We start from the raw sequence: 729 nt of genomic DNA on the forward strand, positions 1-729 counted from the left end.
CAATGGTTCGGACAGTTTCATGACGCGATAGCACCGTAGTGGCACATCTCGTCAAAGTCGGGTCGGGATTTTATGCAATTGAAGTCCAGACCCAAGTAGAAAGAAAAGCGCTCCAGCAGATGCGCGTTGGCTTTGCGGGTTCGCCAGCGGGCGATAGAAATCACGCGCCTATCGCCTGACTGATGCTGCCGATCCTCAAGCTTAAGCAGGTTCAGCGCGGTCATCGATGCGTTGAAATGGAAGTGCAGCGCCTTTTCCTTGCGTGCCTGACAGTCGTTCAGCCCCAGAAACTGCTTGGCATCGCGAAACAGAAACTCAATCTGGAAACGCGCCTTGTAGTACGTCACTAATGTCATGGCGTCCAGCGACATATCCGTCGAAAACAGCAAGGCGGTTTTCACCTTGCTGCCACAGCGCTTAACCAGAGACACCACCCGTAAGTCGCGTTTGAAATGCGCACTGTTCACGATCGCGGTATACACCTGCGTCTTGTTCATGTTGCCGGCGAGCGTCCATCGGCTCACGTCCTCAACGCTGACTTTTCCATCGTAACGGCGCTTGCGCCCCCGAGGTTTCTGTTCTCCCTGGTACAGCCAACGCAGGTTGGCGTCATGACGTAGCTTACCGATCTGATGTAATCCTAGCGCCACGACGCCCTGGAGATAGCGGGTTTTACTGTAATACCCGTCCGCCACCAGATAACGCACCTGGGGCGGTAGTGACGCACGG

Annotated in this window: 1 protein-coding gene; it reads right to left on the minus strand. The window is 55.1% G+C overall.

Annotation, left to right across the window (positions count from 1 at the left end):
• Positions 1 to 17 precede the first annotated feature (17 nt).
• Positions 18 to 729, minus strand: a 712-nt coding sequence (locus M8006_RS17710; RefSeq protein WP_250084531.1) for a transposase, incomplete at its 5' end; no start/stop codon positions are given.

The organism is Halomonas llamarensis (genome assembly GCF_023555005.1).
Classification (GTDB): Bacteria; Pseudomonadota; Gammaproteobacteria; order Pseudomonadales; family Halomonadaceae; genus Vreelandella; species Vreelandella llamarensis.